23 protein-coding genes are annotated in these 25,778 nt (G+C 64.0%); 16 read left to right on the forward strand and 7 right to left on the reverse strand.

The features are described from left to right. The first annotated feature begins 221 nt into the window (after window positions 1–221). Window positions 222–1,133, forward strand: coding sequence for a lipase family protein (locus ABIB90_RS21725; RefSeq protein WP_354201327.1), 912 nt, complete (start codon window positions 222–224; stop codon window positions 1,131–1,133). Between the two features lie 61 nt (window positions 1,134–1,194). On the opposite strand, the gene ABIB90_RS21730 is transcribed toward ABIB90_RS21725, so the two are convergent. Next, the gene (locus ABIB90_RS21730; protein ID WP_219681241.1) at window positions 1,195–2,133 is read right to left on the reverse strand and encodes a LysR family transcriptional regulator; all 939 of its coding nucleotides are present in this window, start codon (window positions 2,131–2,133) and stop codon (window positions 1,195–1,197) included. Between the two features lie 206 nt (window positions 2,134–2,339). Between ABIB90_RS21730 and ABIB90_RS21735 the strand changes: the two genes are divergently transcribed. From ABIB90_RS21735 to ABIB90_RS21760, 6 genes are read left to right on the forward strand one after another with little or no spacing between them, the layout of a single operon-like run. Continuing rightward, entirely contained in the window at window positions 2,340–3,422 is a 1,083-nt protein-coding gene (locus ABIB90_RS21735; RefSeq protein ID WP_354201328.1) for an ABC transporter ATP-binding protein, read from the forward strand. A 35-nt stretch (window positions 3,423–3,457) separates the two neighbouring features. Next, on the forward strand, window positions 3,458–4,174 hold the full coding sequence (locus ABIB90_RS21740) for an HAD family hydrolase (RefSeq protein WP_354201329.1): 717 nt from the start codon (window positions 3,458–3,460) through the stop codon (window positions 4,172–4,174). A 16-nt stretch (window positions 4,175–4,190) separates the two neighbouring features. Continuing rightward, entirely contained in the window at window positions 4,191–5,498 is a 1,308-nt protein-coding gene (locus tag ABIB90_RS21745; protein WP_354201330.1) for an NAD(P)/FAD-dependent oxidoreductase, read from the forward strand. 28 nt (window positions 5,499–5,526) lie between these two features. Further along, window positions 5,527–6,585, forward strand: a complete 1,059-nt coding sequence (locus ABIB90_RS21750) for an ABC transporter substrate-binding protein (RefSeq protein ID WP_354201331.1) — start codon at window positions 5,527–5,529, stop codon at window positions 6,583–6,585. 28 nt (window positions 6,586–6,613) lie between these two features. After that, window positions 6,614–7,471 (forward strand): ABC transporter permease, encoded by an 858-nt coding sequence (locus tag ABIB90_RS21755; RefSeq protein WP_247287793.1) that lies wholly within the window; start codon window positions 6,614–6,616, stop codon window positions 7,469–7,471. Further along, window positions 7,468–8,253: an ABC transporter permease gene (locus ABIB90_RS21760; protein ID WP_354201332.1), complete on the forward strand. Its 786-nt coding sequence runs from the start codon at window positions 7,468–7,470 to the stop codon at window positions 8,251–8,253. The genes ABIB90_RS21755 and ABIB90_RS21760 overlap by 4 nt, the downstream gene beginning before the upstream one ends. A gap of 120 nt (window positions 8,254–8,373) precedes the next feature. Here ABIB90_RS21760 and ABIB90_RS21765 read toward each other — a convergent pair whose 3' ends face one another. Genes ABIB90_RS21765 through ABIB90_RS21775 form a run of 3 tightly spaced genes read right to left on the reverse strand, consistent with a single transcriptional unit; the run spans window position 8,374 to window position 11,733 of the window. Continuing rightward, a complete protein-coding gene (locus ABIB90_RS21765; RefSeq protein WP_354160501.1) occupies window positions 8,374–9,006 on the reverse strand; it encodes a hypothetical protein in 633 nt (210 codons plus the stop codon). An 8-nt stretch (window positions 9,007–9,014) separates the two neighbouring features. After that, complete coding sequence (locus tag ABIB90_RS21770; RefSeq protein ID WP_354201333.1) at window positions 9,015–11,267, reverse strand: xanthine dehydrogenase family protein molybdopterin-binding subunit; 2,253 nt, start codon at window positions 11,265–11,267, stop codon at window positions 9,015–9,017. 1 nt (window position 11,268) lies between these two features. Beyond that, window positions 11,269–11,733, reverse strand: coding sequence for a (2Fe-2S)-binding protein (locus ABIB90_RS21775; protein ID WP_354201334.1), 465 nt, complete (start codon window positions 11,731–11,733; stop codon window positions 11,269–11,271). Window positions 11,734–12,144: 411 nt separating this feature from the next. Here ABIB90_RS21775 and ABIB90_RS21780 point away from each other — a divergent pair, with 411 nt between their 5' ends. The 7 genes from ABIB90_RS21780 to ABIB90_RS21810 all read left to right on the forward strand — a co-directional run bounded on the left by ABIB90_RS21780 (window position 12,145) and on the right by ABIB90_RS21810 (window position 18,555). After that, entirely contained in the window at window positions 12,145–12,309 is a 165-nt protein-coding gene (locus tag ABIB90_RS21780; RefSeq protein WP_354160507.1) for a hypothetical protein, read from the forward strand. Window positions 12,310–12,576: 267 nt separating this feature from the next. Further along, entirely contained in the window at window positions 12,577–14,238 is a 1,662-nt protein-coding gene (locus tag ABIB90_RS21785; RefSeq protein WP_354160509.1) for a thiamine pyrophosphate-binding protein, read from the forward strand. A gap of 3 nt (window positions 14,239–14,241) precedes the next feature. Next, window positions 14,242–15,507, forward strand: coding sequence for an NAD(P)/FAD-dependent oxidoreductase (locus ABIB90_RS21790; protein ID WP_354201335.1), 1,266 nt, complete (start codon window positions 14,242–14,244; stop codon window positions 15,505–15,507). 9 nt (window positions 15,508–15,516) lie between these two features. Beyond that, window positions 15,517–16,260: an aspartate/glutamate racemase family protein gene (locus ABIB90_RS21795; protein WP_354201336.1), complete on the forward strand. Its 744-nt coding sequence runs from the start codon at window positions 15,517–15,519 to the stop codon at window positions 16,258–16,260. Between the two features lie 325 nt (window positions 16,261–16,585). After that, window positions 16,586–17,125, forward strand: coding sequence for a thiamine pyrophosphate-binding protein (locus ABIB90_RS21800; RefSeq protein WP_007595796.1), 540 nt, complete (start codon window positions 16,586–16,588; stop codon window positions 17,123–17,125). Beyond that, on the forward strand, window positions 17,125–17,715 hold the full coding sequence (locus tag ABIB90_RS21805; RefSeq protein ID WP_354201337.1) for a thiamine pyrophosphate-dependent enzyme: 591 nt from the start codon (window positions 17,125–17,127) through the stop codon (window positions 17,713–17,715). Before ABIB90_RS21800 ends, ABIB90_RS21805 begins: the two co-directional genes overlap by 1 nt. 57 nt (window positions 17,716–17,772) lie before the next feature. Further along, window positions 17,773–18,555, forward strand: a complete 783-nt coding sequence (locus tag ABIB90_RS21810; protein ID WP_007595793.1) for an SDR family NAD(P)-dependent oxidoreductase — start codon at window positions 17,773–17,775, stop codon at window positions 18,553–18,555. Window positions 18,556–18,703: 148 nt separating this feature from the next. Here ABIB90_RS21810 and ABIB90_RS21815 read toward each other — a convergent pair whose 3' ends face one another. From ABIB90_RS21815 to ABIB90_RS21825, 3 genes are read right to left on the reverse strand one after another with little or no spacing between them, the layout of a single operon-like run. Continuing rightward, window positions 18,704–19,498, reverse strand: a complete 795-nt coding sequence (locus ABIB90_RS21815) for an IclR family transcriptional regulator (protein WP_354160517.1) — start codon at window positions 19,496–19,498, stop codon at window positions 18,704–18,706. 17 nt (window positions 19,499–19,515) lie between these two features. After that, window positions 19,516–21,249, reverse strand: coding sequence for an FAD-dependent oxidoreductase (locus ABIB90_RS21820; RefSeq protein ID WP_354201338.1), 1,734 nt, complete (start codon window positions 21,247–21,249; stop codon window positions 19,516–19,518). Window positions 21,250–21,256: 7 nt separating this feature from the next. After that, a complete protein-coding gene (locus ABIB90_RS21825; RefSeq protein WP_354201339.1) occupies window positions 21,257–22,471 on the reverse strand; it encodes an ABC transporter substrate-binding protein in 1,215 nt (404 codons plus the stop codon). A 367-nt stretch (window positions 22,472–22,838) separates the two neighbouring features. Here ABIB90_RS21825 and ABIB90_RS21830 point away from each other — a divergent pair, with 367 nt between their 5' ends. Further along, window positions 22,839–24,140, forward strand: coding sequence for an MFS transporter (locus ABIB90_RS21830; RefSeq protein ID WP_354201340.1), 1,302 nt, complete (start codon window positions 22,839–22,841; stop codon window positions 24,138–24,140). Window positions 24,141–24,404: 264 nt separating this feature from the next. Continuing rightward, window positions 24,405–25,754, forward strand: a complete 1,350-nt coding sequence (locus tag ABIB90_RS21835; protein WP_354201341.1) for an ABC transporter substrate-binding protein — start codon at window positions 24,405–24,407, stop codon at window positions 25,752–25,754. Window positions 25,755–25,778 lie beyond the last annotated feature (24 nt).

The raw sequence follows: 25,778 nt of genomic DNA on the forward strand, positions 1-25,778 counted from the left end.
AGCAATCCAGAATCCCGCCGCGGAAAGACTCTGGATTGCTTCGCTGCGCTCGCAATGACGTGGAGGAGAGGTGCCTCGTCTCAACCTTGTCCTCTTAAGCGCGACGGCAGAATACGTCCCGGGCACGCGCACAGATTGTCAAAGTTCCAGCCATATGCGAAGGTAGCGCCATTCCGTTTTCGATCGACGCATTGCAGCAATAAGCCATTTAGGAGCTTGATGTGAGCATTCTGGTCGAACTTCCTCCCGATCAATATGACCGACGGGCATTTGCAAAATTCAACGAGACATCAACCGGCTTTGATCTCGACATCGCTCGCGCGATGATGTGGATGTCGCAACTCGCCTACGAGACCCATGTGCCGGACACGATCAGCAGGGTCTCTCCGTTCTTTGATCTGTCCGGTGTCAAGCTGCTGAGCCAGCCGGCGCATTCGACGCTGCCGCTGACCGACACGCGCGGGATCATCGCGAGCAAGGGCGACGCAACAATTGTCGCCTTCGCCGGCACCGACCCGCTTCATCTCCTGAACTGGGTCAGCGATTTCACGCTTGGCCGACCGAAGGCGCCCGTGCACCAGGGGTTCGTCGATGCGGCGGCAGCCGTGTGGGACGACGTGAAGAGCGCACTGGCGGCAGCGCTGGCGCGCAAATCACCGATCTTCATCACTGGGCACAGCCTCGGCGCCGCGATCGCGGTGGCAACGGTGGACTTCGCGCGGGAGCAGCTCCAACTCGCGGATGCGCAGATCTATCTTTACGGTTGTCCGCGCGTGGGCCGCGACGATTTCGTCGCACTCTACAACGGTACGTTCGGCAGGATGACCTATCGTCTCGTGCACGGCACCGACATCGTCCCGACCGTGCCTCCGCCCGGGCTTGGCTTTCATCACGTCGGCCGTTATCTCGCCTGTGCACGCGGCGCCAAATTCAGCGCCAGCCAGCTCACGACGAATGTTGGTTCGGATGAGCCAATGGCGAATGCTGGAATTGGTGAGCAGGTCCGCAATCTCCTCAGCGGCGTATCCGAGAACACGCGGTCGGATGTCATCGGCAGGCTTACGGTGCTGCTCCCGGCGGGCATCGGCGATCACCTGCCCGATCGTTACTGTGCCGCGCTGACACCCGCCTAGACTCCGGTTTTGACGCGTTTTCTTCACGCGAGCCGGTATATCCACTTCGCCCGAAAACGCTCTAGTAGCACGCAGCCATCGCGCCGAGCTTTGGATAGAGCCGGTCGATCGCGGCGATCTCGCCTTGCATCTGTGCGGTGATCCAGTCTCGGATCTCGGCGGCGATGGGGCGCATCGGCCGGTTGCGCGGTGGCAGGAATTCGCAGATGCGGCGCGTGGTGGTAAGCGTGTCGGACGCCGGCACCAGCGCGCCGGTCAGCAGCCAGTGCGAGGCGACCGTCAGCCAACCGAGCGCGATACCCTGGCCGAGCAGGGCGGCCTGCATCACGACGGCATAGTCCGTGAAGCTCAGCGCCTTGGCCGCACCGCGACGCCCGGTGAGAAGCGATGCGTAATCCGCGGCCCAGTCGCCCGGCGTCTCGGCGAGCCTAATGATGGTGTTGCCCTCCGCGGGATCGGTTTCGCCGAGATAGGCAGGGCTGCACATCGGCAGCATGACCTCCTTCATCACCAGCGTGCCGCCGGATGACGGCTCCTCGCGATCGCGGAAGCGCATGCCGAGGTCGACATTCTCCACCGGTCCGCGCAGCGCGCCGGAGATCAGTTGGAAGCGCAAATCGACCTGAGGAAATTGCTTCTGCAGCTTGTCGATGCGCGGCATCAGCCAATGCGTGGTGAAGGCGGAGGAGACCGACAGTGTCACCGTCTCGGTGCCCTTGCGGCGCCGCTCGATCTCGACTAGCCCGCTTTCGATGCTGCGAAAGCCTTCGAGCACGCGGCGATACAAGAGTTCGCCTTCCTCGGTGAGCACCGCGCGTCCCGCCTTGCGGTCGAACAGGCGGACGCCGAGATGGTCCTCGAACTGACCCAGCATCCGGCTCACCGCAGGCTGGGTGACGTTCAGTTCGGCGGCAGCCGCAGTGAAGCTGCCATTGCGTGCCGCTGCGTCGAAGACGAACAGGGCGTTACTTGAGGGCAGCATGCGGCGCAGCTCGGGCATAACCCCATGTTATGAGCCAGGTGAGAATTTGGCAATTGCCGAGTTTTGCCAAGTCTGGTGTCATTGGCGTCACAGCCTAAAGACAGGGCTTGCGAGCGAAGATGTTGGTGCGGTGCACGCTTCGACCGTGAGTGCTCAAGTTCCCTGTCTATAAACCAGGCTTATGGCGTGCAGTGAGGCACGCCGTTGCATGGCGAGGTCGATCGTTGGACAAACGAGCGGAAAGCGTCGAGATCAGATCCGCGAGCAAGGCCTATGGTGCCGTTCGCGCCCTCGACGACGTGTCCCTCAATGTCGCCGCCGGCGAGTTCGTCTCGCTGCTGGGCCCCTCCGGCTCCGGCAAGACCACGTTGCTCGGCATCCTCGGCGGCTTCATCCTGCCATCGAGCGGAACGATCCTGTTTGGCGGCCGCGACGTCACCTGGATGCCGCCGCACAAGCGCGACATCGGCGTCGTTTTCCAGAATTACGCGCTGTTCCCGCATATGAGCGTCGGCGAGAATGTCGCCTTTCCCTTGCGCGCGCGACGGCTGCCGAAGGCGGTCTGGCCGGACAAGGTGCGCACGGCACTTTCGATGGTTGGCCTTGCCGGCTACGAAGAGCGCGGTATCGCGCAGCTCTCCGGCGGCCAGCGCCAGCGCGTGGCGCTCGCACGCGCCATGATCTTCGAGCCGCGGCTGATCCTGATGGACGAACCGCTGTCCGCGCTCGACAAGCAGCTGCGCGAATCCATGCAGATCGAGCTGCGCGCGCTGCACAAGCGCATCGGCGCCACCATCATCTACGTCACCCACGATCAACGCGAAGCACTGACCATGAGCGACCGCGTCGCCGTGATGAAAGACGGCAGGCTGATCCAGATCGACGCGCCCGAGCGTCTGCACGATCATCCCGCGGATTCCTTCGTCGCGAGTTTCATTGGCGAAGCCACGATGCTTCCCGTGCGACGCGTCGATGCCTCCGGCGTTGCGCTCGGCAATGTGCTTCTGCGCAGCACCCGCGCCATTCCCGACGGAGACGCGCTGATGCTCGCCGTGCACAGCGAAAAGCTGCTCATCGACGACGGCGCGCCGGACTCAGCCTGCAATCGGCTCACCGGCACGGTCACCGACATTGTCTATCAGGGCGAGAGCCTGCGCATCTTCCTGGCGCTCGCCGACGGCATCGTGCTCAGCCTGCGCCAAGCCAGTCATCACGAAGCCTACAGCCGCATCCCGCCACTCGGCGGCAGCCTCACCGTGACCCTTCACCCCGAGGACACCATCGTCGTACCCAGGGTGAGGGACTGAACCCAAGCCTTGTCCAACCGAGAGAAGAAGCCAAAATGTCGTCAGCAGCCTCGTTCAGCAATTTCAAGGTTCTCACCTTCGACGTCGTCGGCACCTTGATCGATTTCGAGACCGGCGTGCTCTCCGCGGTGCGCAGGATCTCGGGCAAGTCGCCGGCCGAGCTCAGCGACGACAAGATCTTCGAATCCTACAAGCGTGGCCGCGACAAGCACCATGAGCGTTCGAGCGAGGTGATGTTCCATGTCTATCGCCATCTCGCCAAGGAGCTCGGGCTGCAGGCCGATGACGCCTCCTGCGACGTCTTCCAACTCGCGGTGCTGCGCTGGGGACCGTTCCCGGACTCGGTTGAGGCGCTCAAGCGCCTGCGCACCAAATTCAGGCTGGTCGCGATGACCAACGCCGACCGCGTCGCGCTCTCCTGTTACGCGCATGCGCTCGGCAATCCCTTCGACGATACCGTTTGCGCCGACGAGACTGGCGTCGCCAAACCGAACCCGGAATTCTTTGCCTACAACAAGGGCCGCCAGTCGGCGTTCGGCTACAAGCAGTCCGACATTCTGCACGTGGCGCAGAGCCAGTATCACGACATCGGGATCGCGCGGAAGCTCGGTTACAAGGTGTGCTGGATCGAACGGCGTCAGGGCATGGCAGGCTTCGGCGGCACGCCGGCCGTGGAGACGCTGACCAAGCCGGACTTCCATTTCCCGACATTGAAGGCACTCGCCGACGCGGCGATCGGGCCGGCGGTGTAACTTTGTGAGCGCGGAGATGACGCAGAACTGGGGCGCATTGCCGTCGGCCAACTCGCTGTGGGAAGCCACGGCGGAGCCGGCGCGCGCGTTTCCGGTCCTGTCCGGCGAGAGCCAGGCTGACGTGGTGATCATCGGTGCCGGCTATACCGGCCTGTCCGCGGCCCACCACATCGCCAAGAGCGGGCTCAGCCCCATCGTGCTCGAGGCCAACCGCCCGGGCTGGGGCGCCAGTGGGCGCAATGGCGGCGTGATCACCGCAAAATTCCGTCTCTCGTTCCGCGAGATCGACGCCGTGCACGGCCGCGCCATGGCGCGGCGAATGTACGAGATCGCGCATGAATCCACCGACATGGTCGAGGAGCTGGTCTCCGAATTCGGCATCACCAGCGCTCAGCTTGCCCGCACCGGCCAGGTCAAGGCCGCACACAATGAGACCACGCTGAAGGCCGCGATCGACGAAGCCAACTGGATGACGCGCGAGATGGGCTCCGCCGAGGTCCGTATTCTCGACAAGCGCGGCGTACGCGACGAGACCGGCTCCGACAGCTTCGTTGGCGGCGTGCTCAATCCCGGCTCTGGCGGCATTCATCCGCTGAACTATTTGCGCGGTCTCGCCGACGGCGTCGCGCGCCGCGGGGTGCCGATCTTCCAGGAGTCGCCGGTCGTAAGACTCCGGCGCGACAACGGCGGCATCGTCGCGGAGACGCCGCAAGGTGCGGTGCGGGCGAAGCAGGCGATCATTGCCACCAACAGCTATTCGGACCTGACGGATGCCACCGCGCAGATGCAGCGCACCCTGATTCCCTTCCGCAGCGCCATGGTCGCTACCGAGCAGCTGCCGCGCAATCTCGCGGGCAAGCTGATGCTGACGGGCCGCACCTACACCGAGACCAAGCGCATGATGCGCTGGTTCCGCATGGTCGACAATCGCGTCATCTTCGGCGGGCGCGGCGCCTTCGGCAGGCAGGACTCGGAAGCCGCATTCGATGCGCTGCGCAAGGCGATGGTCGGCATCTTTCCGGACCTGGCCGATGTGCCGCTCGCGTACAAATGGTCGGGCCTCGTTGCCATGACGCTGGATTCGGTGCCGCATCTCGGCCGGCTCGACGACCGCACGCTGTTCTCGATGGGCTACAACGGCGCGGGCGTCGCGATGTCGAGCCTGATGGGCCGTTATCTCGCCGCCTTCGTCCGCGGCGAGACGCCTGACGTCGGGCTGCTCGACGCGCGGCGATTGAAAGCCATCCCGTTCTATCCGTTGCGCGAGCCCGCCGTGCGCATGATCGCCGGCTGGTACCAGTTTCTCGACGCGATCGGTCAGTGACATTCAATTGGTGACAGAGGAGGCGAGGATGACGACGAAACGAGATATTCGATTTGGCTACGCATTGTTGGGCGGATCGCTCGGATTGTTCGCAATAACCGGCACCGCCGCCGCTGCCGAACAGATCACCTTTGTCTCGCAAGGCGGCGCCTATCAGCAGGCGCAGACGGTGGCGATCCTCGATCCTTCCGCCAAGAAGCTCGGCATCACCATCAACCAGGATTCCATTCCCGATGCCTGGCCGGCGATCAAGACCCAGGTCGGCAGCGGCAAGCCGATCTGGGACGTCGTGGATACGCCGACCGGCAACTGCCTGCGTGGCGGCGAGCAGGGGCTGATCGAGAAGCTCGACTTCTCAAAGATTCCGAATGGCGCGGCGATGCCGGAATCCTATCGCAGCCCCTATTCGGTTTCCTACGAGTTCTATTCCAGCGTCCTGGCCTACAGTCAGAAGACCTTTCCGAAGGACGCGCCGAACAGCTGGGCCGATTTCTGGGACGTGAAGAAATTTCCCGGGCGCCGCGCACTGCGCAACCACCCGTTCGCCACACTCGAGGCGGCACTGATGGCCGACGGCGTCGCGCCCGATAAGCTCTATCCGCTCGACGTCGACCGCGCCTTCAAGAAGCTCGAAGAGATCAAGCCGAATATCACGGTGTGGTGGACCTCCGGCGCGCAGTCGGCGCAACTGCTCAACGACGGCGAGGTCGACATGGAGATGGCCTGGAACGGGCGCGTCAGCGCGGTCGCCAAGGAGGGTGCCAAGGTCGCCTTCACCTACAACCAGGGCGTTTTGCAAAGCACCTCGCTCTGCATCCTCAAGGGCGCGCCGAATCTCGAGACGGCCGTCAAGTTTCTCAACGAGGCCGTCGATCCCGTGCACCAGGCCAATCTGCCGCTGCATATCGACTATGGTCCGGGAAATCCAAAGGCGTTCGAGACCAACGTGATCAAGCCCGAGCGCGCCGCGCAATTGCCGAGCGAGCCGGCCAATGCGGCCAAGCAGGCGCTGATGTCCTACGCGTGGTGGTCGTCGCCAGCCGGCGAAGCGGCGGAGAAGCGTTGGGCGTCGTTCATGCAGAAGTAAGCGAAGCGAGGCTGCGTTGACGACATCAATGCCAGATCCCTCCCAAAAGCATCAGCGCCGCGAGCATGCGCTGATGCTGGCATTGGTGTCGCCGGCGCTGCTGGTGATCTTGGCTCTGATCGTGCTGCCGGTCGGCTGGCTCGCCTGGCAGTCGATCTACCATGACGGCTTCACGCTGGAGAATTATCGCCGCGTCTTCACCGAAGACATCTACTGGCGAAGTTTTGCGCTGACCTTCGAGATCAGCCTCGCGGTCACGGGGATCGCACTGCTGCTTGGCTATCCCGTGGCCTACCTCGCCAACTCGGTGCCGAAAGGATGGAGTATTCTCATCCTGTCGCTGGTCGTGCTGCCGTTCTGGACCAGTGTGCTGGTGCGGGCCTATGCCTGGCTGGCGCTGCTCCAGCGCACCGGCGTGATCAACCAGCTTTTGCGTTATCTCGACGTCACGAGCGAACCGCTCGCACTGGTGCACAACACCTTCGGCACGGTGGTTGCGACGGTACACATCCTCCTGCCATTCATGGTGCTGCCGCTCTATGCCACCATGCAGAAGATTCCGAGCGATCTCATGCAGGCCGGCGCCAGCCTGGGGGCGAGCCCGTCGCTCACCTTCGTCCGCGTCTTTCTGCCGCTGTCTCTGCCCGGCGTGCTCGCAGGCTGCACCATGGTGTTCGTGCTCTGCCTCGGCTTCTACATCACGCCGGAACTGCTCGGCGGCGGCCGCACGGTGATGGTGTCGATGCTGGTGAGCCGCAATGTCGAGCTCTACAACCAGTTCGGTGCTGCGAGCGCGGTCGCCGTCGTGCTGCTCTTAAGCGTGCTCGCGATCTTTTTCGCCGTCAGCCGCTTCATCTCGCTCGATCGCATATTGGGGCAGAAATGACGCGATTGTCGCCCGCCCGGATCGCCCTCTATATGATCAGCGCGCTGGTGCTGGTCTACCTGATCCTGCCGGTGCTGATCATCGCGCCGATCTCCTTCTCCAGCGCGCGCTTTCTGACCTTTCCGCCGCCGTCGTTCTCGCTGCGCTGGTATCAGCAGTATTTCTCCAACTCGGCCTGGATGCAGGCGACGCGGGTGACGCTGACGGTCGCGCTTCTGACCGTGTTTATCGCAACGCCGCTCGGCGTCGCCGCCGCCTATGGCATCAGCCAGTCGAAGCTGCGGATCATGCGGCTGATCCACATGATGCTGCTGTTGCCGCTGGTGGTGCCGATCATCATCACTGCGGTGGGCATCTTCTTCCTCTATGCGAAAGTCGGCTTGGTCGCGACGCTGCCGGGCCTGGTGCTGGCGAACGTCATGTTGGGCCTGCCATACGTCATCATCTCGGTGCTGGCGGGCCTGCAAAGCTTCGATCCGGCGCAGGAGATGGTCGCACGCAGCCTCGGCATGAACCGCCTGCGCAGCTTCTTCGCGGTGACCTTGCCGCAGATCAAGTCCAGCGTGGTCGCAGGCGGCATCTTCGCCTTCATCTCGGCGATGGACGAGACCATCGTCGCGCTGTTCATCTCCGGCGGCCAGTATCAGCCGCTGACCAAGCGTATGTTCACCGCGCTCCGCGACGAGATCGACCCAACCATCGCCGCCATCTCGACACTGATGACGGCGGCCTCGTTCATGCTGGTGCTGCTGGCAAGCGCTCGGCAGAAAAAGGGCGGGTGAGTTTTGTTCGTCGTCCTGGCGAAAGCCCACTGGCGCTAAGATAGTTTGATCATGGTCTAATAGCGCCGCTTGTGTCTGGGCGGCTCGCATAGGTGTCGCTGGCATGCGTGCTCGTCGCCGTCAGTCCGGACAGGGCTGTCCGGCGGCGCCCCACACGGCCATGTCCTTGACGTGATCCTCAAACGTGCCGGGCGGCGTCGTACGACCCGCCCCGGGCGCCCATCCGCGCGGGATGAAGCCGTTCAGCGATGCATCGTGCCTGAGATGCTCGAGGAGACCCACGGCGTCGCGACCGCCATTGCGCTTGGGGTCCTTCAGCTGCGCACAGATCTCGGCGCCGCTCTTGCCGTACCAGATGAACTCGACCGGGGCGAGCTGCCAGTCGATGCCGGCGCGCGGCGGCGACGGTGCCGGTTCGTTGGCCTGGGTGGAGGTCATATGACAGGTCGAGCAGGCGATCTTCTCGGCGCCGATGCGGCTGTCGCCGCCGTGGATGTTCATGCCATGGACGCGCGGCTTGGTTTCGCCTGCCGGCGTCCAGATCGGGATGGCCTTGATGTCGACGTGGCAATTGGCGCAACGCGGATGCGTCACCACGGCCTCGATGCGCTTCCAGGCCTCCAGCCCTTCGGTGCGGCTGACGCTGCCCGGCGGCAAGGCATCCTTCCTGGCTTCGTCCTTGGCCACGACGATTCCGGTGAGGGCGGCAACGGCCGACGCGGCAAGGGCTGTCGCAATCAAAGATCTCTTCATGGCCCGCCTCAGACGAAATCGATAAACTTGTTGAAGGGCATTTCGCGGATGCGCTGTCCGGTCGCCGCGAAGATCGCGTTCGCAAGGGCGGGCGCGGCCGGCGGAACAGGCGGCTCGCCGACGCCTCTCACTTTCGGATCGTTCTCGAGCCCGCGAACCTCGATCACGGGGCATTGGTAGATCCGCATCGCTTCGTGATGATTGTAGTTGGTCTGCTGTACCGCGCCCTTGGCGTAGGTCAGCTCGCAATTGATGGCGTGGCCGAGCCCCCAGATGACGCCGCCCTGCACCTGGTTCTCGAAATTGACGGGATCGACGACCTTGCCGACGTCGACCGCGATCCACACCTTGTCGATCCGGATGCCTCGCTCGGTCTTCGTCACTTCGACGACTTCAGCCGTCGGTGTGCCGAAGGATTCCACGAAGGCGACGCCGCGGCCCCTGCCGTTGCCGAGCGGTCCCTTCCAGTCCGACATCTCAGCGACCGTCTCGAGTACCTTGCGATAGTGCGGCACAGTGCACATCGCGATGCGCGCCTTCATGGGATCGAGACCTGCCGCGTGGATCAACTCGTCGATGAAGCTCTCGGTGAAGAACCCTGACGTCGAGGCGCCGACCGACCGCCACGTGGTGCTCGGCGACAATCCTTGCGCCTCGTAGCTCGTGGCCCGGAAGTTGGGGATATCGTAATAGACGTTCCACAGGCCGGCGGCCAACTGTCCGTCGGGATCCTTCGACGGCGTGCCCGAACGTTCGAGCAGCCCCTTGAGTGGGGCGGTCGAGGCCAGTTGCAGATCGGCCGGGACGATCTTGCTCTTGTCGACGCTGCCGCGGTGCCGCGCGATCGCGATCTGCCGCGGAATGTCCTGGAGGAAATCCTCCTCGCGCGAGAACACCAGCTTGATCGGTGTTCCCTTCATCTGATTTGCGATCTCCGCAAGGACCCGTACGTTCTCGTATTCGAGACGATGGCCAAAACTTCCACCAGCCCATTGATTGTGGAAGGTGACCTGCTCCGGCTGGAGGCCGATCGCTGTCGCCGCGACGTACTGCACGAAACGGGGGCTCTGATGACTGACCCAGATCTCCATCCCCTTTTCGGTGACGAGGCCGATCCCGTTCAGCGGCTCGAGCGGCTGATGCCCCACGTAAGGAGCGCGATATTCGGCCTCGACGAGCTTGCCCGTCTTCAAGCCGGCCTCGATATCGCCGATTTTCCGCCACTCCTTGCCGAGGAATTCCGGCTTGAACGAGGATTCCAGCACCTTCCAATGGTCGGCCTGCTCGGCGGGATACGCCGAGGGCGCCCATTCGCAAGCGATGGCATCGACCGCCTTCATGGCGTACCAGCTGTTCGTCGCGATCACGGCGACGCCGTTCTTGATTTCGAGGATGTTCTTGACCCCCGGCATCGCGCGCGCCTTGCTGGCGTCGTAGGACTTCAGCGGCTGGCCCTTGCCAGGGTTCAGCTTGACGGCGGCATACAGCATGCCGTCCATTTTCATGTCGATGCCGAACTTCAGCTCGCCCATGACCTTGTCGCGGATGTCGAGGCGCGTCATCGGCTTGCCCAGCATGCGCCATTTCGAGGGATCGCGCGGCTTGGCATCGAGTACGGGCGGAATTTGTGCGGCGTCCGCAGAGAGATCGACATAGGCGATCTTGGTGCCGTTGGGCAGGATCACATGGCCCGATTGGGTGCGCAGGTCAGCCACAGCGATGCCCGACCGCTTGGCGGCAGCCGCCTTCAGCGTCTCGCGCGCGACCGCGCCGGCAACGCGCAGCTTTTCATAGGTGTCCGGCAGCGTGCTCGACCCGCCGGTCATCTGGAGGCCGGACTGCCTGAGCCATTCGAGCGTCTTGGCGCGCGCTTCCTCGGCGGCGGGACTTTGGTCCGCAGCCACGAACGGCGCGAACTCGTCTGCGAAGCCGGTATTGAAATAGGCGGGGCTGGGTCCGGCGAAGCGAACTTCGAACTGGCCGGGATCGAGATCCATCTCCTCGGCGATCATGATCGGCTGTATCGAGCCGACGCCCTGACCGATGTCGGCATGCTGCGCGATCAGCGTAATTTTCTCCGGGCTGATCTCGACCCAGGGATTGAAGCTTGCGGAATTCGGTCCGAGCCCGGCGGACAAGGGATTGTCACCGGCCGCCGCGGCTTGCGCTGCGTCGCCGTAGGAGCCGAATGCAATGCCGCCGGCCACCGCAGCGGAGCCGAAAACGAATGCGCGGCGGGACAGCCTCTGCAATTCGCCCATCTCACTTCTCCGCCATCTTCTTTGCAGCGGCCGCGTGGATCGCGGCGCGGATGCGCGGATAGGTGCCGCAACGGCAGAGATTGCCGGACATCACCTCGTTGATGTCCTCGTCGGTCGGCTGGGAGATCAGGTTGAGAAGCGAGATGGCCTGCATGATCTGCCCGGTCTGGCAGTAGCCGCACTGTGGAACCTGATGCTCGATCCAGGCCTGCAGAACCGGGTGCTGGTCCCGCTTTTCCAGCCCTTCGAGCGTGACGACCGACTTGCCTGCAATCTCGCCGATATGCGCCTGACAAGACCGGACCGCCATTCCGTCGATCTGCACGGTGCAGGCTCCGCATTGCGCGACCCCGCAGCCGTATTTGGGACTGGTGATAGCGAGCTCGTCGCGGAGCACCCAGAGCAGGGGCATCTCCGGAACAACATCGACCTGGCGCTTGATCCCATTGACCGTGAGCTCGATCATGTCAGTGTCCTTTCGTGCGTCCTCGCGGGACGTGAGGTCGAACGAGTACGCTCCAGCGAGCGTCGTCGAATTGTTGTACCGGCATACTGAGCGTGTCGCTGATGCGCCTAAGTTGTCAAACCGTACCGCCGCGGGATTTGCAAAATCGCACGAGGACGACGGTGTGTGATTTCGCCGCGCCCTTCAGGACGATCAAATAGAAATCAGAAATAGATCCAATTGTCGTTGATCGTCCGGTAGGTAATCAGCGCAAGAACGGCACCGGATTGGCCGCGCGGTAGAACAGATTGATCAGCGTGTTGGTGTCGAACACCGGCAGGCACGATACCTCGGCCACGTCCCTCGAGAACGGGCACATGTTGGTGCATTCGAACAGGATGGCGCCGGGAGTTTGGAGGACGCCATGAAGGCTTGCGTCATCTCGATCATCTTGGCGTGCCGCACCTCGATGTCCAGTTCCTCGCGGCCGAGGATGTAGGCCGCAGGAAATTGCGCATCTGGCTGCATGCCTTGGACCTGAACGGGAATCTGCTGCTGCGACCACCCGACGCCGCGAAATGCTCGTCGTTCATGTGATGGCCGCGTTCGGTGAAGACGCCGATGACCTTGTCCGGCGGCAGCATGGCGTGGATCAGCGGGCGCCTGGATCAGGCTCGAGGTGAAGACAGGGATGTTCATCATCGCTGCAGGGCGGTAGTGCAAACGGCAGGGGCGGGCATGACGCCTGCGCAGGGTGCGAGAAGCCTTTCGATCTTGCGCGCCCTCTCGGCCTGTCCTACGCCAGCTCCGAACAAAGTTTCGCGAAGCTGCGAAACGCATCGCCAAAGCCTTGAGGGAGCCGTCATGACCATTCGCAACACCCGCACCGGGGGCCAGATCCTGATCGATCAGCTGGTCGCGCAAGGCGTCGAGCGCGTCACCTGCGTGCCGGGCGAGAGCTACCTTGCGGCGCTCGATGCGCTGCACGACAGCCCGATCGACGTCATGATCTGCCGCGCCGAGGGCGGTGCCGCGATGATGGCGGAGGCCTATGGCAAGCTCACCGGCCGTCCCGGTATCTGCTTCGTCACCCGCGGCCCGGGCGCCACCAATGCCAGCCACGGCGTGCACATCGCGATGCAGGATTCCACGCCGATGATCCTGTTCGTCGGTCAGGTCGACACCGGCATGCGCGAGCGCGAGGCGTTCCAGGAGCTCGACTACAAGGCGGTGTTCGGCACCATGGCGAAATGGGCGGTCGAGATCGATCGTCCCGATCGCATTCCGGAGCTGGTCGCGCGCGCCTTCCGCGTCGCCATGCAGGGCCGTCCCGGTCCCGTGGTGATCTCGCTGCCCGAGAACATGCTGACCGAGACCGCAGCCGTTGCGGACGCAATGCGGATCGAGCCGGCGATGAGCTGGCCGGCGCCCACCGATATCGAGCGTGTCGGCGCCATGCTTGCGAGCGCCAAAGCACCGCTCGTCATTCTCGGCGGCTCGCGCTGGACCGATGAGGCGACCAGGAGCATCGCGCGCTTTGCCGAGCGGTTCGACCTGCCGGTCGCGACCTCGTTCCGCCGCGCGTCGCTGATCGACGCCGATCACTCGCATTATGCCGGCGACCTCGGCATCGGCCCGAGCCCGGGCCTGAAGGCGCGGATCGACGGCGCCGATGTCATTCTTCTCATCGGCGGCCGCATGTCGGAGATGCCGTCCTCATCCTACACGCTGCTCGACATTCCGACCCCGCGGCAGAAGCTGATCCACGTTCATCCCGGCTCCGAAGAGCTCGGCCGCATCTATCAGCCTGAGCTCGCGATCCAGGCCACGCCCGCTGCGTTCGCGGCCGCGGTCGAGACGCTGAAGCCGGCAGGCGCCGTTGCCTGGAAGGGCGAGGCCGCCAAGGCGCATGCCGATTATCTCGCCTGGACCGACAAGGCGCGCGAGCTGCCCGGCACGTTCCAGTATGGCCAGGTCATGACCTGGCTGCGCGATCGCCTGCCTGAGGACGCGATCGTCTGCAACGGTGCGGGCAATTATGCCGGCTGGATTCATCGCCATCACCGCTTCCACAGCTTTGCCTCGCAGCTCGCGCCGACGTCGGGCTCGATGGGCTATGGCGTGCCGGCCGCGGTGCTCGCCAAGCGACAATATCCGGACCGTACCGTCATAGCCTTCGCCGGCGACGGCTGTTTCCTGATGAACGGACAGGAGTTCGCGACCGCCGTGCAGTACGACGCAGCCCTCGTCGTCATCGTCGTCGACAATGCGCAATACGGCACCATCCGCATGCACCAGGAGCGCGACTATCCCGGACGCGTGGTCGGCACCCAGCTCAAGAACCCGGATTTTGCGATGTACGCAAAAGCATTCGGCGGCCATGGCGAGCGCGTCGAGCGCACCGAAGAGTTCGCGCCGGCGTTCGAGCGTGCGCTCGCCTCGGGCAAGCCGTCGATCCTCCACTGCATCATCGATCCGCGTGCGATGTCGGTCGGCAAGGACTTTGCCCCTGCGGTGAAGGCATAGCCGATGCCGCAAGGCCGTCACGTCGCCATCATCGGTGCCGGCGCGGTCGGCGTGATCAGCGCGATCGAGGCGCTGCGCGAGGGACATCGCGTCACGCTGATCGATCCGGGCGAGCCCGGTGGCGAACAGGCGGCGAGCTACGGCAATGCCGGCTGGCTCTCCTCGCATTCGGTGATCCCGCCGGCCGAGCCCGGTGTTTGGAAGAAGGTGCCGGGTTATCTGATGGATCCGCTCGGACCGCTCGCGATCCGCTGGTCTTATCTGCCGAAGGCGCTGCCCTGGTTGATCAAATATCTGCTCTCGGGCTGGACCGAGGCGCGGGTCGAGAAGACGGCATTTGCGCTGCGCGACCTCCTGAAGGACGCGCCGCTATTGCACAGGAAGCTCGCGGAGGAGGCGGGCGTCCCTGAATTGATCGAGCGTAACGGCGTGATGCATGTCTTCCGGTCACGCGGCAATTTCGACAATGATCTCGGCTGGCGCGTGCGCAAGGGCGTCGGTGTCGAATGGCTGGAGCTTTCGGCCGACGAGATGCGTCAGCGCGAGCCCGATCTGCATCCGCGCTACACTTTTGGCGTGGTGGTGGAGGAAGCCGGTCGCTGCCGCGACCCCGGTGCCTATGTCGCGGCCCTCGCGCAACATGCGCTGGCAAGCGGCGCCGAGCTCGTGCGGGCCAAGGCAATTGGGCTGAAACTATCCGGCAACAAGCTCGTGGCTGTCCTGTCCGAGGCCGGCGAGATTGCGTGTGATGCCGCGGTGATTGCCGCCGGTGCGCATTCGAAGCGGCTCACGGCGTCCATCGGCGATCCGCTGCCGCTGGAGACCGAGCGCGGCTATCACGTGATGATCGAGAATCCGGAAACGGGCCCGCGCAGCTCGATGATGGCCTCGGATGCGAAGATGGTGGTGAACTGGACCGACAAGGGTTTGCGCGCCGCCGGCACGGTCGAGATCGCAGGCCTCGAGGCCGCGCCGAACTGGAAACGTGCCGAGATTCTGCGCAACCATCTCGTCAGCATGTTCCCAAAACTGCCCAAGGACATTCCGGCCTCCCGCATCAAGACCTGGTTCGGTCATCGGCCGAGCATGCCGGACGGACGTCCCTGCATCGGTTACGCGCGGGCCTCGCGCGATATCGTCTATGCCTTCGGCCACGGCCATATCGGCCTGGTCGGTTCGGCCCGCACCGGCCGTCTCGTCGCCCAGCTTCTGAGCGGCAGGCCGCCGGAAATTCCTCTCGCACCGTTTTCGCCCGATCGTTTTCTCTGAGACCGCATCATGACCGCTCCAGCCAACTCGTCCCTCCGAATCGCCCGCGGCGGCAAGGCCGTCTATGGAGCACCGCTCGGCATCCTGATGTTGGAGGCGCGCTTTCCCCGCATTCCCGGCGACATGGGCAACGGCACCACCTGGCCTTTCCCCGTGCTCTATCGCGTGGTGAGCGGTGCCTCGCCCGAGAAAGTGGTGCTGAAGGGGGCAGCCGGTCTGCTGCCCGATTTCATCGACGCGGCGAAGGATCTGGTGCGCCTCGGGGCGGAAGCCATCACCACCAATTGCGGCTTCCTCTCGCTGTTCCAGAAGGAGATCGCAGCCGCGGTCGGCGTTCCCGTCGCGACCTCGTCACTGATGCAGGTGCCGTGGGTGCAGGCGACCTTGCCGCCGGGCAAGCGCGTCGGCCTCGTCACGGTCTCAGGTTCATCCTTGACGCCGGCTCATCTCGAAGGCGCCGGCGTGCCGCTCGATACGCCGCTGGTCGGCACCGAGCACGGCAAGGAATTCTTCCGCGTCCTGATCAAGGCCGAGAAGGACGACATGGATATCGCGCAGGCCGAACGTGACGTGGTCGAGGCCGGCAAGGAGCTGGTCGCCAGCAACCCGGATGTCGGCGCGATCGTGCTGGAATGCACCAACATGCCGCCTTATGCGGCGGCGCTTCAGGCCGAGGTCGGATTGCCCGTCTACGATATCTATTCCATGATCACCTGGTTTCATGCAGGACTGCGGCCGCGCCAGTTTGGCTAGAGGTCGAGAAGTTGCCTATGGCTCCTCTTCCTTCTACCCTTGTGGGAGAAGGTGGCGCGAAGCGCCGGATGAGGGGTATCTCTCCGCGCATATAGATGCGGATGAGTGCACGGAGAGATACCCCTCATCCAAATGAGTTTGTATCTGTCAGCGGTGATGCCCTCTCCCGCAAGGGGAGAGGGCGCAGCCATGCGCATCGTGCGCTGTCCCACCGGCAGCGGAAGAGGCAGCTATACAATCCCTCGATACCTGATCGCGCCAGACGGTCAGAGCTTTCGCGCCTGAACATCGTTAGAGTGCCGCTCGAAATCCACGGAGACATGCGGTGCACAGCCTTCAATCCAATCCCGACACGCGCGCAGACAATTGGCCGTCCGAGCTCTACCGCATCCTGAAAGCCGCCGACGTGCGGCAGATGTCATACGTCCCCGATGCCGGCCACAGCCAGCTCATCAGCCTGTTCTCGGCCGATCGCGACGTCACCACCAACGTGCTGACGACGGAAGAGGAGGGCGTCGCCATCGCCGCCGGCGCCTGGCTCGGCGGCCAGCGCAGCGTGCTCTTGATGCAGTCGAGCGGGGTCGGCAATTGCATCAACATGCTGTCGCTGTCGGCGATCGGACGATTTCCACTGCTGATGCTGGTGACGATGCGCGGCGAATGGGCCGAGTTCAATCCCTGGCAGGTGCCGATGAGCCGGGCGACGCAGCCCTCGCTGGAAGCGATTGGTTTGAAGGTGATGCGGGCGGAGACGGCGGAGGATCTGGTCGAGACGGTCGAATCGGCCGCAGCGCTCGCCTACGATTCCGATCAGCAGATCGCGGTGCTGATCGGGCAGCGCCTGATCGGCAAGAAGAAGTGGTGATGCCAATGCAAGCCCAACTCGACCGCCGTGCCGCCGTCGCCGCGCTCCTGAAGAATCGCAACGACACTCTGGTCGTCTCCGGCCTCGGCTCGCCGACCTATGACCTTCATTCGATCGGCGACCACGACGGCAATTTCTATCTCTGGGGCGCCATGGGCGGCGCCGCGCTGATCGGGCTTGGCCTCGCGCAAGCCCAGCCGGGAAAACGCGTCCTCGCCTTGACCGGGGATGGCGAGCAATTGATGGGCCTCGGCGGCATCGCCACCATCGGAGTCGCGCGCCCGCGCAATCTCGACATCGTCGTGATCGACAACCAGCATTTTGGCGAGACCGGGATGCAGGCCAGCCACACCGGGCGCGGCGTCGATCTCACCGCAATCGCCGTGGCTTGCGGCTTTGCCGCTGCCGGAACCGTGCGGACGATCGAGGAGGTGCAGCGCCTCGCAACCCAAATCGCCGAGCCGGCCGATGGCCCGCGGCTGTTTGTCATCAAGGTTCTGGCGGAAAATCCACCGCGCTCGCTGCCCTCGCGCGATGCTGTCTTTATCAAGAACCGGTTCCGTGCTCATCTCGGCTTCGCGGCGGCCTGAGCCGGGTTTCTCACCCGGCGACAGTCTGCTGTGAAGCAGCTATCCTGGAGTGAGACCATGAAATTATCCGGCAAGGTCGCCGCCATCACCGGCGCGGCGCGCGGTATCGGCAAGGCTTGCGCAAAGCGATTTCTGGATGACGGCGTCAAGGTCGTCATTTCGGACGTCGATGCCGAGGGTTTGGCCGCGACGGCCGCCGAACTCGCGCGGCCGGATGCCTTGCGCACTGTCGTCGGCAATGTCGCCAAGCGTGTCGATGTCGACCAGCTGGTCGCAACGGCTGCAAGAGAGTTCGGCCGGCTCGACATCATGGTCAACAATGCCGGCGTCGCCCGCAACCGGGACCTCCTGGAGATATCCGAAGAAGAATTCGACGAGATCATCGGCATCAACCTGAAGGGCGCCTTCTTCGGCGTGCAGGCGGCGGCCAAGCAGATGATTGCGCAAGGTAGCGGCGGCGGGGTCATCATCAACATGTCGTCGGTCAATGCACTGCTGGCAATCCCGGCACTTGCGACCTACGCCATGTCCAAGGGCGGCATGAAGCAGCTCACATCAGTGGCCGCCGTCGCGCTCGCGCCGCACAACATTCGCGTCGTCGCGGTCGGGCCGGGCACGATCCTGACCGACATGGTGGCGTCGTCCATCTACACCTCGGAGGATGCCCGCAAAACCGTGATGTCACGCACGCCGGCCGGCCGTGGCGGCGAGCCGAGCGAGGTTGCCTCCGTCGTCGCGTTCCTGGCGAGCGACGATGCGTCCTATATCACGGGGCAGACGATCTATCCGGATGGCGGGCGGTTGATCCTGAACTACACGGTGCCGGTGAAGGAGAAGTAGGACTCGGAAGGTTGTCCCACACTCGCTGTCATCGCCCGGCTTGACCGGGCGATCCAGTACTCCGAGATAGCAGCGACAGGGCCGATGGGCCGCGGCGTACTGGATGCCCCGCCTTCGCGGGGCATGACAGCGGTGGTTGCAGGCAACCTCACTCCGCCGCAACCGTCATCCCGTAACCGAGCCGCTTCGAGATCCCGCCGGCGCAGTCGCGTAGCGCGTGGGCGATCGCGCTGTCCCAGCGGGCATCGAACGTGCCTTCCGGCCCCATCGCGGTGATCACCAGTGCGACATGGCCGGAATGGTCGAACACCGGCGCGGCGAACGCATTGACGCCGGGCAGGGGGTCGCCGAGCGCGCGGGCGAGGCCGTGCTTGCGCACTTCGGTGAGCATGTCAGCGAGCTTCACGCCCTTGATCGGCCGCTTCGGATTATAGCCGACACCGTGACGATCGAGGCCGCTTGCGAGTGCGGCGTCGATGGTCTTCTCCGGCAGGAAGGCGGCAAAGGCGCGGCCGGTCGCGGTCTCCAGCAGTGCCATCACCGAGCCGGCCCGCATCACGATGTGCACGGGCTGGCCGGGTTCTTCGAGCTGCACCACGGTCGGGCCATGCGTGCCCCAGACCGCCAGCGAGACCGCGTGCCCAATCTGGCTCGCAAGCGCCGCGATCTTCGGTCCGGCGATACGCACGCCGGAGAGGCGGCGCAGGCTGATCAGGCCGAGCTCCAGCGCCAGCGCGCCGATCTCGTAGCGGCCGGTGGTCTCGTCCTGCTCGATCAGGCCGATGCGGGAGAAGCTGGCGAGATAGGGATGCGCCTTGGCCGGCGTCATGCCGGCCTCGCGCGCGAGATCGCGCAGCATCATCGGCCCGCCGCTTCTCGCAAGCGCGCGGAGCAATTCTCCGCCGACCTCGATCGACTGGATGCCGCGGCTCTCTCTCTTCATGCGCCTCCTGGCGTGGCTTATGCCGCGTTGCGCTTGGCGGCGCTGTCGGCGAGATGACGGCCGGCAATGTAGCCGAAGGTCAGCGCCGGCCCAAGCGTGATGCCGGCGCCGGGATAATTGCCGCCCATGATGCTCGCCATGTCGTTACCGGCGGCATAGAGCCCCGGAATGACCCGTCCTTCTGCATCCAGCGCCCGCGCATTCTCGTCGGTGACGATGCCGGCATAGGTGCCGAGATCGCCGACCACCATCTTGATGGCGTAGAACGGCCCGTTCTCGATCGGCGCGACGCAAGGGTTCGGGCCGTGCAGCGCATCGCCCTGATAACGGTTATAGGCCTTTGAGCCCTTGCCGAAGGCCGCATCATGCCCCTGTGGTGCGGTCGCATTGAACTGCTTGACGGTCTCGACGAACGCCATGCTGTCGATGTCCGCCTTTGCCGCGAGCGCCTCCAGTGTCTCGCCGCGCATGAGATAGCCGGTCTTGATGTGATGACCCAGCGGCATCGGGAATGGCGGCACGCAGCCGAGGCCATATTTGCGCAGGGTCTGGTGATCGCAGACGAGATAGGCCGCGATCTCCTCGCCGGGCTTCGCAGCCTTCACCATGGCCTGGACGAAGTCGTGATAGGAATTGCCCTCGTTGGCAAAGCGCTTGCCGTCACGCATCACCGCGATCACGCCGGGTTTGGCGCGGTCGATGAAATGCGGCATCACACCGCTTGAGCCGTCCTTGCGCTTAGTGACCGAGACCGGGACCCAGGCTGCCGCGTTCGGCAGCCGGTCCTCGACATGTCCGCCGGCGCTTTCCGCAAGGCGCAGGCCGTCGCCGGTGTTGCCGGTCGGTCCCGGCGAAAAATGCTCGTTGCCGGTCGGCGCGTGCGGGAACATCTTCTTGCGCCGTTCGACATCATGCGGGAAACCGCCGCAGGCGAGCACGACGCCTTGTCTTGCATGAATACGGACGTCGCGTCCCTCGCGGGCGACAATGGCGCCGGTGACGGTGCCGTTCTCGACCGTCAGCTCGCGCACCGGCGCGGACAGCCACATCGGAATCTTCAGGTCCTGCGCAGATTTCGCCAGGCGCCCGGCCAGCGCATTGCCGTTGGTCAGCGTCATGCCGCGGCCATAGCGCAGCACGTCCATCAGATGCCGCGACAGTCGCTTTGCGACATAGACCGCCGAATTCAGCGACTTCGTCGCGCGCATGAAGTGGACGATGTCCTTGCCGGATCCAAGCATCATTCCGAATACGGTCAGCTCGGGCAGCGGCATGCCGAGGGTCTTGATCTGGTCGCCGAGCTCGCGGCCGTCGAACGGGCGTGCCACCATCGAACGACCGCCCTGGGCGCCGCCGGGCGCCTCGGCGTGGTAGTCCGGGAACACCAGCGGCATGTCGAAACGGAGCGCGGTCTTGCTGGTGAAAAAATCGACCGCCTCGGGCCCGGCGCTCAGGAATGCATCGACGCGGGCGGCGTCATAATTGTTGCCGGCTTCGTGCCGCAGATAGGTGCGGGCCTGCTCAGGCGTCTCCTCGATGCCATAGGCCTTTGCCAGCGACGTCCCGGGAATCCACAACCAGCCGCCGGAGCGAGCGGTGGTGCCGCCGAAGCGCGGCTCCTTTTCGACGATCAGGACGTCGAGGCCGCGATAGCGCGCGGTGATCGCGGCCGACATGCCGGAGCAGCCCGATCCAGCCACGAGCACATCGCACTCGTAACTCTCAATTGCGTTGCGCTCGTTGCCGGTCATGCAGGCCTCACTTCTTGAGCAGCGGACATTTGGACTCGGAGACCGGGCGGAAGGCGTCCTCGCCCTTCACCGTCTTGATGATCTCGAGGTAATCCCACGGCTCCTTGGACTGCTCGGGTGTTTTCACCTTGGCGAGATACATGTCGCGAATGACGCGGCCGTCCTCGCGCAAGCGTCCGCCATGAACAAATGTATCCTCGATTGGCAGCTCGCGCATCTTGGCCATCGCCTTGGCGGGATCATCGGTGCCGGCGGCCTTGATGGCCTTGAGATAATGCAGCACCGAGCCGTAAACGCCGGTCTGGATCATGGTCGGCATCACCTTGGTGCGCTCGTAGAATTTCCGCGACCAAGCGCGGGTCGCCTCGTCCATGTTCCAGTACGACGCCGTGGTCATGTAGGTGCCCTGCGCGGCCTTGAGGCCGACCGCATGCACGTCGGTGTCGAACATCAGGAGGCCGACCAGCTTCTGACCACCCTGGACCAGGCCGAACTCGCCGGATTGTTTGATGGCATTGTCGGTGTCCTGGCCGGCATTCGCGAACGCGACGACCTCGGCTTTCGAGCTCTGCGCCTGCAGCGCGAAAGAGGAGAAATCGGCGGTGTTGGTCGGGTGCTTCACGCCGCCCAAGACCTTGCCGTCCATCTCGTTGATGAAGCGCGTGGCGTCCTTCTCGAGCTGCTGGCCGAAGGCGTAGTCGGCGGTGATGAAGTACCAGGATTTGCCGCCTTCCTTGATCACGGCGGAGGCCGTCACCTTCGACAGCGCGTAGGTATCATAGGTGAAGTGCACGGTGTTCGGGCTGCAAAGCTCGTCGGTCAACGAACTCGCGCCGGGGCCTGACAGCAGCGCGATCTTGTTGCGCTCGCGCACCATGTTGTGGACGGCGATCGCGATGCCGGAATTGGGAATGTCGACGACGGCATCGACCTTGCCGTTGTCGAACCAGCCGCGCACGATCTGCACGCCGACGTCGGTCTTCATCTGATGGTCGGCGTTGATGATCTCGATCGGCTTGCCGAGCACGGTGGGCCCGAATTCCTCCACCGCCATTTTCGCGGCCTCCACGGAGCCTGGCCCGCTGTTGTCGCGGCCCCAGCTCGACAGATCCGTCAGCACGCCGATCCGCACAGCGTCGTCGGAGATTTGCGCGTTCGCAACGGTGGTTATGGCAGCCGAAGTCATGGCCCCGAGCATAGCGCAGGCCAAAAGCCCTCTCATCGTCGTTCCCTCTCGTTTATGGGCCGCTTGGCGCGGCTGGTTATTGTGAGAGCAAGTTAGATAATGTTGAATAAGTTTGTCAATGGCGAATAAAGGGATGCAGGTTCCGTGAAGGCCGCGAAGAGGTTGCGGAGCGGCGCACGCGACTGTTTCAACAACGTCATTGCGAGCGAAGCGAAGCAATCCAGGTTCTTTCCGCGGCGGGATTCTGGATTGCTTCGTCGCAAGGGCTCCTCGCAATGACGGTGCTGAAGCAGTAGCGCGCAATTGTCACCCACTGTGATCCTCGTCGACGACTATGCCCGGACAAGTTGCAACCGCCATCGCGATTGGCCATGATGGCGCCCAGGAATCTTGGGGCGCGGCAATGACGGCAGCATCGGGGGTCTCCACTGCGGCGGGGAAATCGACGACGGCGCATGTGGTGTGGGCGAGCGCGCTCGGCACGGCTATCGAGTGGTACGACTTCCTGATCTACGGCACGGCGGCGGCGCTGGTGCTGAACAAGCTGTTCTTCCCGAGCTTCGATCCCTTCGTCGGCACACTGGCGGCGTTCTCGACCTATGCGGTCGGCTTCGTCGCGCGGCCGATCGGCGGCGCGATCATCGGGCATTATGGCGACCGGCTCGGCCGCAAGAAGATGCTGGTCGCGACCATGATCGCGATGGGACTGGGCACGTTCCTGATCGGTTGCCTGCCGACCTACAGTCAGATCGGCGTCTGGGCGCCGATCTTCCTCGTCATCTTGCGCTTCGTCCAGGGCATCGGGCTCGGTGGCGAGTGGAGCGGCGCGGTGGTCATGGTGGCCGAGCACGCCGGCAACCGCCGCGGCTTCTACGGCAGCCTGGTGCAGATCGGCTTCCCCGTCGGAGTCGCCGCGTCCACCGGCATTTTCGGTCTGATGACGCAGCTGCCCGAAGCGGACTTCTTGAGCTGGGGCTGGCGCGTGCCGTTTCTGATCAGCATCCTGCTCGTCGGCGTCGGCTTCATCGTAAGGCTGAAACTCGCGGAGACGCCGCACTTCAAGGAGGTGCTCGAGCGCAAGGAGGTGCTGGCGCAGCCGGCGCTGGAAGTCCTGCGCCGCGACTGGCGCAGCTTCCTGCTCGCGATCGGCATCACGGTGTCCGAAGTCGGGCTTGCTTATCTCCTCACTGTTTTCACCGTGGTCTATACCACGACGCAGCTCGGCCTGCCGCGGCAGGTGATCCTCAATGCGGTGGTCTATGCCGCGCTCGTCGAGCTCGCGACGTTGCCCCTCGCAGGCTGGCTGTCCGACATCTTCGGCCGCAAAGCGCTGTATCTCGCCGGTGGCGTGTTCTCGGTGGCGCTGGCGTTTCCGTTGTTCTGGTTCCTCGACACCAGGGAGCCGGCGCTGATCACGCTCGCGCTCGTCGTCACGATGACACTGACGCATGCGCTGCTGTTCGGGCCGAAGGCGGCCTTCATGCCGGAGCTGTTCCGCACCCAGGTGCGCTACAGCGGCGCATCGCTGGGAGCCAACGTCGCCGCGGCGCTCAGCGGCGGCTTTTCGCCGCTGATTGCGACAGCACTGCTGGCATGGGCGGGTTCTTATTGGGCCGTGTCGGTCTACATCATCGCGCTGTCGGTCATCACCATCATCGCAACGCTGATAGCGCCGGAGACGGCGCGGGACCAGCTCAGGTCCTGAGGACCGCCTTGATCACGTCTGCGGCGCGAACGGGCCCGCACGTTCGAAGCTATCGGTTTTGTATGCACGTCCTGACGCCTTCTTATGCGCGCTGCCAAAAGCCGATGCAGCGGGGCGAACCATTAGCCGCGTTTATGCAGCGAATTTTTACTTCCAATTTTACTTCACAACATCCCGCCCATAGCCTCCTGCGCAATTGGTCACATCCGCAGCCGGTCAATGGCGACCGGTGCGCAGCGTTCATCGTAGCCAACGAGGGTTGCCATGCTTGACAGGGACAAGGGGACATCCACTGCCAATCCGGCGGGGACGAGCGACAGGTCTGCGAAAAAGCTGAGCCGACGCACGCTGTTGAAGGGCGCTGCGGCGGTGGCCGGCGCTGCCGCAGGATCGGACGCGATCCGCGGATTCCCAACCATCTGGGCGCAGGAGATCAAGGACATCGAGCTGCGCCATGTCGGCGTGTCCTATTCGGTGGTGAAGGCGATCGGCGACCAGGCGGCCAAGGATCTCGGCTTCAAGGTGACGATGCAGAACCTCGACACCTCCGCTGCCATCAACCGCTTCATAAGCCAGCCTAATACGGTCGATATCGCCGATCTCGAGGGCTGGCAGGCCAAGCTCGCCGCCAAGCGCGGCGTGATCCAGGGCATCGAGGTCAAGAAGGTCAAGGAGTTCGACAACATCCTGCCGATCTTCACCAAGGGCGAGATCGACGGTCACAAGATCCCGCGCCAGGGCATCTCGCCCTACGAGGCCATGTATATCGCCAAGCCCGATTCGACCGAGCTCAACGATGGCGTGACCGAATGGGCGACCTTCCTGCCGCAGGTCTACAACGCGGACTCCATCGGTTACCGCCCCGACCTCGTCGGCCATGAAGTCACGGAATGGAAGGATCTGATCGATCCGAAATTCAAGGGCAAGGCCGCGATCCTCGACGTGCCCGCGATCGGCATCATGGACGCCGCGCTCTGCTTCGAAAGCGCCGGGCTGATCAAGTACGGCAACAAGGGCAACATGACCAAGGAGGAGATCGACTTCACCTGCAACAAGCTGATCGAGCTCAAGAAGCAGGGCCAGTTCCGCGCGACCTGGACCACCTTCGACCAGTCGGTGCAACTGATGGCGGCGGGCGAAGTGGTCATCCAGTCGATGTGGTCGCCGGCGGTTGCTGCGGTGCGCGTGAAAGAAATCCCCTGCGTCTACGCGCCGGTCAACATCAAGAACGGCAAGGAAGGCTATCGCGGCTGGTGCAACGGCATGGGCCTGATGAAGCATCTCTCCGGCAAGAAGCTGGACGCGGCCTACGAATATCTCAACTGGTATCTGTCGGGCTGGCAGGGCGGCTTCGTCGCGCGCTACGGCTATTACAGCCCGGTGCCTTCGACTGCGAAGAAATTCCTCACGCCGGCCGAATGGGCGTTCTGGTACGAGGGCCAGCCCGCGCCGGAGGTGGTCAACGATCCCTATGGCGTTGCGATGGAGAAGGCGGGCACCAAGCGCGACGGCGGTTCGTTCCTCGACCGCGTCAAGAACATCTCCTGCTGGAATACGCTGATGGACGAAGCCGCCTACATGAACAAGCGCTGGAACGACTTCAAGGTGGCCTGAAACCTGCTTTTCCTGACGTGAACG

Source organism: Bradyrhizobium sp. JR4.1 (assembly GCF_040548605.1).
Taxonomy (GTDB): Bacteria; Pseudomonadota; Alphaproteobacteria; order Rhizobiales; family Xanthobacteraceae; genus Bradyrhizobium; species Bradyrhizobium canariense.